The 9,739-nt window shown below is 57.8% G+C and carries 8 protein-coding genes; 5 read left to right on the plus strand and 3 right to left on the minus strand.

What is annotated here, in order from left to right:
• The first annotated feature begins 424 nt into the window (after positions 1 to 424).
• From petA to BN874_RS11870, 4 genes are read left to right on the plus strand one after another with little or no spacing between them, the layout of a single operon-like run.
• Entirely contained in the window at positions 425 to 1,024 is a 600-nt protein-coding gene (gene petA / locus BN874_RS11855) for a ubiquinol-cytochrome c reductase iron-sulfur subunit (protein ID WP_034433564.1), read from the plus strand.
• Positions 1,024 to 2,250: a cytochrome b gene (locus tag BN874_RS11860; protein ID WP_034433566.1), complete on the plus strand. Its 1,227-nt coding sequence runs from the start codon at positions 1,024 to 1,026 to the stop codon at positions 2,248 to 2,250. Before petA ends, BN874_RS11860 begins: the two co-directional genes overlap by 1 nt.
• A 2-nt stretch (positions 2,251 to 2,252) precedes the next feature.
• Positions 2,253 to 2,996 carry a cytochrome c1 gene (locus BN874_RS11865; RefSeq protein WP_034433568.1) on the plus strand — a complete coding sequence of 248 codons (744 nt, stop codon included), beginning with the start codon at positions 2,253 to 2,255 and terminating at the stop codon, positions 2,994 to 2,996.
• Between the two features lie 55 nt (positions 2,997 to 3,051).
• A complete protein-coding gene (locus BN874_RS11870) occupies positions 3,052 to 3,474 on the plus strand; it encodes a ClpXP protease specificity-enhancing factor (RefSeq protein ID WP_420886127.1) in 423 nt (140 codons plus the stop codon).
• A gap of 6 nt (positions 3,475 to 3,480) precedes the next feature.
• Here BN874_RS11870 and BN874_RS11875 read toward each other — a convergent pair whose 3' ends face one another.
• The 3 genes from BN874_RS11875 to BN874_RS11885 all read right to left on the minus strand — a co-directional run bounded on the left by BN874_RS11875 (position 3,481) and on the right by BN874_RS11885 (position 5,245).
• Complete coding sequence (locus BN874_RS11875; RefSeq protein WP_034433572.1) at positions 3,481 to 4,065, minus strand: BON domain-containing protein; 585 nt, start codon at positions 4,063 to 4,065, stop codon at positions 3,481 to 3,483.
• Positions 4,062 to 4,661 (minus strand): phosphoheptose isomerase, encoded by a 600-nt coding sequence (locus BN874_RS11880; RefSeq protein WP_034433574.1) that lies wholly within the window; start codon positions 4,659 to 4,661, stop codon positions 4,062 to 4,064. The genes BN874_RS11875 and BN874_RS11880 overlap by 4 nt, the downstream gene beginning before the upstream one ends.
• A gap of 143 nt (positions 4,662 to 4,804) precedes the next feature.
• Positions 4,805 to 5,245 (minus strand): Hsp20/alpha crystallin family protein, encoded by a 441-nt coding sequence (locus BN874_RS11885; protein ID WP_034433575.1) that lies wholly within the window; start codon positions 5,243 to 5,245, stop codon positions 4,805 to 4,807.
• A gap of 166 nt (positions 5,246 to 5,411) precedes the next feature.
• On the opposite strand from BN874_RS11885, the gene BN874_RS11890 reads away from it, so the two are divergent.
• Positions 5,412 to 9,668 (plus strand): toll/interleukin-1 receptor domain-containing protein, encoded by a 4,257-nt coding sequence (locus tag BN874_RS11890; RefSeq protein ID WP_034433577.1) that lies wholly within the window; start codon positions 5,412 to 5,414, stop codon positions 9,666 to 9,668.
• The last annotated feature ends 71 nt before the right edge of the window (positions 9,669 to 9,739 follow it).

Genomic DNA, 9,739 nt, shown 5'->3' on the forward strand with positions numbered 1-9,739 from the left:
CATACCGCCATGTCGCGCCGCCAAACCCTCATCAATCATCGGAAAAGTCGAACATCGCGTAAGCAATGGTATTAGTGTCTCATAAACAAGATTTTCGGGGGGCTGGATCGAACAGATCGAAACTGCGTTGGCGGCGCTCGGCAAGCGGCTGGTGGTGGAAGTGCGCGAGGCAGCCTGAACCTGTTGCCTGCAACAAGCGCATAGACCCTAATACCCGCCCTGAGTTATAGTTTTACCGCACCGTAGAAACGGCGAAAGTTCATACCGGTGGAGTTCGCGCATAATCCAGCGCCCCCCCGAAAACTGCGGATTTTGGCAAAATAACAGATCACCGCCCGGCTCCAGCGAATACGAAACCCGTGCGTACCTTTTGCGTTGCCAACCCATCCCTCTCTAATGATAAATCCACAACAGGAGACTGCGTATGAGTACGGTAGATGACGTCGATCTCGGCAGACGCCGCTTTTTAACCGCCACGGCGACCGTGGTCGGCGGCGTTGGCGTGGCGTTCGTCGCCGTTCCTTTTTTGAAATCCTGGTCGCCCAGCCAGCGTGCCCAGGCCGCTGGCGCCCCAGTGGAAGCGGATATCAGCAAGCTGGAAGAAGGCGCGCTGATGACGGTCGAATGGCGCGGTAAACCGGTCTGGCTGCTGAAACGCACCCAGAAAATGCTGGATGAGCTGCCCGGACTCAAGGATCAGTTGCGCGATCCCAGCTCCGAGGAAGCCAGCCAGCAACCCAAGTACGCCCAGAACGCCACTCGTTCTATCAAACCCGAGGTCCTGGTGCTGGTGGGCATCTGCACTCACTTGGGTTGCTCGCCCACTTTCCGGCCTGACGTGGCGCCAGCCGATCTTGGGCCAAGCTGGAAGGGTGGTTTTTTCTGTCCCTGCCACGGTTCCCGCTTCGACCTGGCCGGGCGGGTCTATAAGGGCGTCCCCGCGCCGACGAACCTGGAGGTTCCCCCCTACCGGTACCTGAGCAACTCTCAGGTATTGATTGGCGTTAATCCGGAGACTGCATAATGGCGAACACACAAGGCACAACCGGCCTACTCGGCTGGGTTGACGAGCGCTTTCCGCTCACCAAGATGATTCGTGAGCATCTAACTGAGTACTACGCGCCCAAGAACTTCAACTTCTGGTATTTCTTCGGCTCACTGGCATTGCTGGTGCTGGTCAACCAGATTTTGACCGGCATTTGGCTGACCATGAGCTACAAACCGTCCGCTACCGACGCCTTCGCCTCGGTTGAGTACATCATGCGCGACGTGGACTGGGGCTGGCTGATCCGCTACATGCACTCGACCGGCGCATCGGCCTTCTTCATTGTGGTCTACCTGCACATGTTCCGCGCCCTGATCTACGGCTCTTACAAGAAGCCGCGTGAATTGATCTGGATTTTCGGCGTCGTGATCTTCCTGGCGTTGATGGCCGAAGCCTTTATGGGCTACCTGCTGCCCTGGGGCCAGATGTCGTACTGGGGTGCCCAGGTGATCATCTCGCTGTTTAGCGCCATTCCCGGCATCGGCCCGGATTTGTCGCTGTGGATTCGCGGTGATTATGTGATCTCCGATGCCACGCTGAATCGCTTCTTCTCGCTGCATGTGATCGCGGTGCCGTTGGTACTGGTTGGGCTGGTGGTCGCCCATATCCTTGCTCTGCACGAAGTGGGATCCAACAATCCCGATGGCGTCGAAATCAAGAAGGTGAAGGGTGCTGACGGCAAGCCTCTGGATGGCATTCCCTTTCACCCCTACTACACCGTCAAGGATCTGGTCGGGGTGGTGGTGTTCCTGATCTTCTTTTCCGTCGTGATCTTCTTCATGCCAGAGATGGGCGGCTACTTCCTCGAACATCCGAATTTCGATCCGGCGGACTCGATGAAGACCCCGCTGCACATCGCGCCAGTGTGGTACTTCACCCCGTTCTACGCCATGTTGCGGGCAGTACCCGACAAGTTGGGCGGCGTCATTACCATGATCGGCGCCATTGTCATTTTGTTCTTCCTGCCGTGGCTGGATCGTAGCCCGGTCAAATCCATCCGCTATCGGGGTTTCCCGTTCAAGCTGTTGCTGGCCGCATTCGTGGTGTCCTTCCTGATCCTGGGTTATCTGGGAGCACTGCCGACGACTCCAGGCCGCACCGATCTAGCCCGAATTAGTACCGTGATCTACTTCGCGTTCTTCTTCCTGCTGCCATTTTTACCGCTGATCGAAAAGACCAAGCCCGTACCGGAAAGGGTGACTTAACAATGAAAAAAATCCTCATTGCATTCGCACTTCTGGCTCTGCCAGGGCTGACTCTTGCGTCCGGCGGAGAAGGTTTTCCGTTGGAGAAAGCCCCGATTGACTTGCACAACAAGGCGTCGCTACAGAAAGGTGCCAAGCTGTTTGTCAATTACTGCATGGGCTGCCATTCGCTGGAGCATCAGCGCTATAACCGCATGGGCCGTGACATCGGTTTGACCGATGAACAGGTCAAGAACAACCTGATTTTTACCGGTGCCAAGATCGGCGAAACGATGAAGAACGCCATGCCCAAGGCAGATGCCAAACGCTGGTTTGGTGTGGCTCCGCCAGACCTGAGCGTTATTTCCCGATCACGCGGGGTAGATTATCTCTACACCTATCTGCTGACCTTTTATCAGGATTCCACTCGACCCTATGGGGTGAACAATGCGGCGTTTCCCAACTCCGGGATGCCGCATGTGCTGTGGGAATTGCAGGGGATGCAGAAGCCGGTTTATGAGACCCACAAAGATCATGACGGTAATGAAACCAAAATCCTCAAGGAGTTTGAGCTGGTACAACCCGGTTCCATGAGTCCGCCGCAATACAAGGAAGCAGTGACCGACTTGGTGAACTTTTTGGCTTACGTGGGCGAACCCATCCAATTGGAACGCCAGCGAGTCGGCATCTGGGTGATCCTGTTCCTGGGTCTAGCCTTCGTGGTGTTCTATCTGCTCAAGAAAGAATACTGGAAGGACGTGCATTGATGCTGCTTCCGGCGGAGGGTTAACCCCGCTCCGCCGGAAATTCCATTGCCTCCCGATTTCATATCACCTCTTTGCCATGACCTCAACCCGTCCTTATCTGATCCGTGCCCTCTACGAGTGGATTGAAGACAACGGCCTGACACCGCACATTCTGGTCGACGCAGAATCGCCGGGCGTTGAAGTTCCCAAGCAACATGTCCACGAAGGGCGGATTGTTCTCAACGTCAATTCAAATGCGGTGCGTGACCTGCGGCTAGGCAACGACTGGATCGAGTTCAGCGCCCGCTTCGGCGGCATAGCCCGCGCCCTCCAGATTCCTGTAACCGCTGTTTTAGCCATTTACGCCCGCGAAAATGGTCAGGGCATGGCTTTCGGCGAGGAGGAGAAAGGCGACGATGAAACCACACCGCCTACCGCTCCCCCACCGGACAAGCCCGCCGCCCGCGCCCGCAAACCGGTGCTGAAGATTGTGAAATAGCCAAGGTTAGCGGATGTATTCAAACAGCGTCACCACTTGGCTCACTCCACTGACCTGGCTAGCGACATTGGCCACTGCATCGGCCTCACTGGGCCGCACCAGCCCGATCAGATAAACCACCCCGCGTTCCGTCACTACCTTGACCCGGGTCGGATCAAAATCCGGGATGTTAATCTGAAAAAAGGCCGTCTTGACCTTGGTCGTCAGTAACAAATCATTGCTGCGACTGGACAGCGTACTCGGTGGGCCAATAACCAGTTCGTTGTAGACTTCCCGAACCGGTGGATCGATACCACGGGCGAGGGTTTCAGCCTGCCGTCGCGCTAACTCCGAAACCACTTCGCCACTCAACAATACGGCACCGTTATAACTGGTGGCGTTGATGTGATTACCGGGCGGCAACTGCTGGTTGAATACATCGTAAAGTTTTAATTCAATCGTCTGATCGTCCACGACCGTGCCGGTCGTGCGCCGGTCGTGCGCCATACCGACGCCGACGGCTGCGCCGCCAACCAGCAGCCCGGCACAGCCGCTCAGGAACAAAACCAGTAACGCACCTGCAGGTGTCTTCCACATCCAAGCTTGTTTCATGCCTGCTCCCTGGCGCCATATAGCCGCCAGTCCACTAAATCGCAAAGGCAATGAATAACCAGGATATGGGTTTCCTGAACCCGCGCTGTCGCCATTGCCTCTACCCGGATTTCGATATCTTCGTCGCCAAGTTGCTCGGCCATGCAACCGCCATCGCGGCCAGTGAGCGCTACCGTGGACAATCCCAGTTCATGGGCGGCGGTAATGGCGGTCAGGACATTCGGTGAATTGCCGCTGGTCGAAATGGCCAAGAGTACGTCACCCGCCTTGCCCAGCGCCCGTACCTGGCGGGCGAAAATCTGCTCGAAGGCATCATCATTAGCAATAGAAGTCAGCGCCGAACTATCCGTGGTTAGCGCGATAGCAGCCAGCCCCGGTCGCTCGATCTCAAAGCGGTTCACCAGTTCAGCGGCGAAATGCTGAGCGTCAGCGGCCGACCCGCCGTTGCCGCAGACCAGAATTTTGTTGCCTTGGCGCAGCCGATCCGCCAAATGATCGGCGGCTTGAACAATGCGTACACCCATGGAGTCCAGGGTGAGCCGTTTAGCTTCGAGGCTGGCGGTAAAGTGTGATTTGACGCGATTGAGCGGTTCCATAACAGGGTTCAGCAAAGTGCGGATCGAGGTAAAAAGCTTACCGCATTCCGTGAATATAGTACGAAAAAACCCCTCCCCCATAATGGGCGAGAGGTCAGGATTGGGTTCTAAAGCCGACCACGCGGCTCAACTTATACAACTTCTTAGCCTTCAATGGCGATCTTGCGTGGTTGCGCGCCCTCGCGCTTCGGCACGAACACTTCCAGCACACCATCCCTGCATTTGGCGCTCACTTTTTCGGCGTCCACCGCATCCGGCAACGAGAACCGGCGCAAAAAGGCGCCTCGCACCCGCTCAATCCGCCGGTACTGCTCGGTCTCTTCCTTCTGCTCAGCGGCGCGCTGGCCTTTCAGAGTCAGCACCCCATTCTCCAGGGTGATCTCAATATCCTTGATCTCGACGCCCGGCAGATCGGCGTGGATAATAAACTGGTTAGGCTCTTCCTTGATGTCCACCGCCGGCGCCCAATCCACCAGCATGTGACCCGCTTCCTCATCTCCGAATCGGCTGGTGTCAATCAGCCGGTTAACTTCCCGCTGCAATTGATTCAGCAGGTTAAAAGGTTCATAACGCATCAGGTTCATAATCACACCTCTTCGAATTTCAGGTTTCGGCGATCCGATGAACACCCCCTCAGGGGCTTACCGTATAGATGGTGACGAACCGGCGAATTTCAAGGGCATCGGTTCAGTCATTTTGCGCTAAGCTATTCATCATCTTGACCTTCCCTTTCCACTCCGGAATCTTGCGATGGCTGCCCCCTCTATCGTTGTCTGCCACGCACCCCCCGATACCGCGTTCGCCCGGGATCTGGCGCTGGCTCTGGAAACCTGCCGCCTGCGCGTCTGGCGCGATATCCATGAGTTGCGCGGTGGCGACCGGATCGTGCCTGAAGTACGCTGGGCCATTGAAAAAGCCCGCCAGGTCATTGTAGTTATCGGTCTCAACACCGGCGACCCGGCTGGGTTGCGCCGGGAAATCGAACTCGCGCAGGAAGTGGAGCGAGGGAGGATGGATGCCTATCGGGTGATCCCGCTCCTGCTGCCAGGCACTGATCACAGCGTACTCTCCCGTTGGTTTTCTCCTCCGCCGCGCACCACTCCAATCCAGTTAACCGCTGATGGACTCGGCGCGGCGCTGCCCACATTGTTGGCCATCTTGGGTGAACCACTGCCCAGTGATGCCGCCACTGACCGTAGTCCCTCGCCACTGACAGAGTTGACACTGACCTTCAGCCCAGCCGATTCGCCGAATGCAGGTGCTTGGCAGCTTGTCGCCTGTCTGCATCTTCACCCCGAGTCACCGATGACGGTCAGCGCCAGCGCTATTCTGGGTTCACTCCCCCCCCCACCCGACGCAGCGATCTTACGCTGGTATTGGCACAGCTACCCTTGTTGGCCTACTGACACGGTTCGAAAGTTCGCCCGTCACGCTGATGCGCGGTTAGTGGATTGGGGCTGCGCGTTGTATCAAGCGACGCTGGCCACGCCGAATTTGCGGGAACTGATCACGGCTTGGCGCGATGTTCCAGATCCACGTGAACGCCGGTTGGTGATACAAGCGGATGCAACATCTCCCACCACCATGACCGCACTCGACCTACCGTGGGAACTGCTGCACGATGGATCCGACTTCCTGCTTCAAGCTAAACAGCCGGTTCAGTTCCTGCGCCGGCTCGCCGGGGGTAGCGATTTTTTTGCGCCCGCACCGACGCCCCTTCGAGTGCTGGTGGTCAGCCCGCGCCCGGATACCGAACCCACTGGTCATCCCGATCATCGGCGCAGCGCATTACCCCTGCTGGAAGCACTGGACGGCTTGAGCGCTCTGGTTGAGCCGACGGTATTGAGATCACCGACTCAGGCAGCCCTGGAAAAACAGTTGAACGATGCTTGGGCCGCCGGGCGGTTGTTCACCATCCTGCATTTGGATTGCTACCTGCGCGAGGGACCTGATCACGGCGACATCCTGCTCGGGTTCGAGGCCGGTCATAATGTGGATACGCCACTGTGCCGCAACGCCGATTTTATCGCTGCTCCGGTATTGGCAGCTCTACTTTGCACCTACCGGATTCGCTTGGTCGCCCTGGTACGTCCCCCGGATTCGTCTGGTTCCATCCTGATGGCCAGATTGGCAAAGCTGCTGCTAGCCGTGGGTGCCGCAGCAGTGATAACTGTGCATCCCGATGCGCCACACGAAACATTACGTCGGTTCTGGTCTGCATTTTACGAGGAATCATTGCGAGGTGCCCGAATCAGCCAGGCGTTATTTGCCGGCCAGCGCCGCTTGGCCAGCGACAGCTATCGCGCTCCTGGCCTTGGCGGTATCGGGATTCACTTACACGACTGGTCGGTCTGCGCCCTGTATCTGGGACAGAGTGATCCCCGGCTTGTCCTGCGTCCCCCTCTAGATCTATGGCGCTGGTTGATCAGTGCGCCACTGCCCTTTTCGCTGGGCCTGCTGCCCTCTCCACCCCCGATCGGCTATATCGGACGGGGGCGCGAGTTGCTGGTTATGGAGCGGCTGCTCGAAAACCAAGCGCCTCTTTTCCTGCGTGGACCCGGTGGAATCGGTAAAACCGCTGTCGCAGCGGCCTTAGCGAACTGGCTGGCGCACTGCGGTCGCTACCGCCAGATTGCTTACGTCAGCGACGGTAATGCCAGAGATCCGCGGGCGTTGTTGGAAACGCTGGGCCGGCAACTGCTCTCCACCGGTAAGCATTGGTCGGTCGATCAGTACCCGACTTGGTGGCAGGCGCTGGATCATGTCCGACAAACACTGCGCCCGCAACCGATCCTGATCGTACTCGACCAACTGGAACGCTGGCCTTCGGAGCAGGATGAAGTTTTTGATCAGTTCTGGAAAGCATTGCTGTATGAATGGCCGGAGCTGCAACTACTAGGGCTGGGCCGGGCAGGCCCCCCTCCCTTCGCCCAGCCTTGGATGGAGATGGCGCTGGGACCTATGGAGGATACCGACGCCATTTTGCTGATCGGTCGTACCTTGGCTGTCGCTGGGGAAGCACCGCCCACTGCTGATAGCGGCAGCGGTTTCTCACAATTGTGCGAGTTGGTGACCTTGGCCGGCGGCCATCCCGGTGCTCTGCTGCGCGTAGCGCATGAAATCGGCGTCAGGGGGGTTAGCGTGACCCAAACATTGTTGCATTCCCTTCGCGCGGGATTGCGTCGACAGGGCGATGACCCCAAATGGCCGCTGTATTTGAGCTTGGAGCTGGTTCTGCGTCAGTTGCCGCCCGATGATCGGGAGCGGCTGGCCGTTCTGGCATTCTTTAAGGGGGGTGCTAACCGGATTGCTTTAGGTCATGCCCTGACCCTCGACACGTTATCCATCGGCGCATTCTGTGAACGTCTCATCGCGCTGGGTCTGGCCGAGGATCAGGGTTACGGCCATCTGCGCTTTGACCCTGCTCTAATTCATTACTTGGGTAGCCAGTTGGATCTGAACTCGCGGGCAGTCTGGCGAGAACGCTGGCGGACAGGTATGGAACAACTATTGGCGGTTCTCTACCCCCAATCCTTTAAGGACAGCACCCGCGCCCATCGGCTATTACGACTGGAACTGCCCAACCTGCTGGCTCTGCTGCGTGATACTCCACGCCATGTCGATCCAGAACGGATTGCCCGACTGGCAAACCAGTTGGAACAGCTACTGGCCGGTCTCGGCACCTCCGCAGCATTAACCGAGGTGGTCGCCGCTCGTGAGCGGGCCAGTCGGGCGTTACCCGACTGGAGCCGAATCCGGTTTGAAACCGAGCGACTGCGCATCGAACGGCTGCGTGATGAGGGGGCGCTGGAAGATGCCCTGTGGGTGGCCCGACAGTTACTGCGTCAGTGTCAAGATGCCGGATCCGATGCTTATATCGGTGCCGCCTACGATTTGGCACACGCCCATTTCCAGTTGGGCAAGCTGCTCAAGCTGTCCAGCGCCGTCGAGCCGGCGGCCCAAGAATTTGCCGAAGCCCGTCAAAAGTTTCAGGCGCTGGCTGATGCAGGTAATACCAACGCCGGGCGCATGGCAGCGGTTGCCGAAGCTGAAACCGGGGACTGCCTGACCGATCTACGACGTCTGAACGACGCTGCAACCGCCTACGAAGCCGCACTGGCTTATACTGTCCTCAATAGGGTTAACCCGATGGTGGCCGCCAACCAATTGCAATTGGGGCTGGTACGCCAGCGGCAGGGACGCTACGCCGAGGCAGCAGTGCTGTATGACACTGCACGGCAGACCTTCGAGACGTTAGGGACATCGGAAGGTGCCGCCCAAGCTTGGCGGCAACTGGGCTTGGCTCGCAAACTGAACGGTGAAATGGAAGCTGCGCTCTATGCATGCCGACAAGCACTGTACCGATACGAACAACAACACAATCACGCCGCAATGGCCGAAATCCTGAGCGAAATTGGTCACTTGCATCAGGCGCTGAACCAGCTTGAGGCTGCTGCCCAAGCCTACCAGCGGATGGCAGATTTGTGCGCGCAACTGAACGATGGTCACGGCGAAGAGGCCGGGCGCAATAAGCTGGCCAGCATTTTGATCTTGTTGCGGCGACATGATGAAGCACGCAAGGAATTGTATCGCGCCAGTGAATGCAACCTGCCTGAAAGCCCTACTGCCCGCAACTGGGCTATTCGTCGTGGCCTGCGCGATGTTGGACAGGCGGTCGAAAACCCTGGTATCGCCGATCAAGCGCGACAGCAATCCATCCAAAAATATCTGGCCTACCGGCGGGCAGGTGGCGAGAACACTAATCCCGGTGCTCGGCTGTGCACCCAGATCAGCCCAGCTATTCAGCGTGGCGAAACCACTGCATTAACGGCCCGGCTACACCAGATCGGAGCCAGTCCTAATGTTCCACCTACGGGCAAGCTGTTGATTACCAAGCTGTGCGCCATTCTGGCTGGATCACGCGACCCAACACTGGCTACCGACCCGGAATTGCACTATCAATATGCAGCGGAAATCCAATTGTTACTCGAAGAGCTACGCAAATAGGACTATAAAAAACCCCCGCTCTTGTAAGGAGCAGGGGTTCGTAATAGGAGCCTGGCGATGGCCGACTTTAG

The sequence above is a fragment of the Candidatus Contendobacter odensis Run_B_J11 genome (assembly GCF_000531125.1).
GTDB lineage: Bacteria > Pseudomonadota > Gammaproteobacteria > Competibacterales > Competibacteraceae > Contendibacter > Contendibacter odensensis.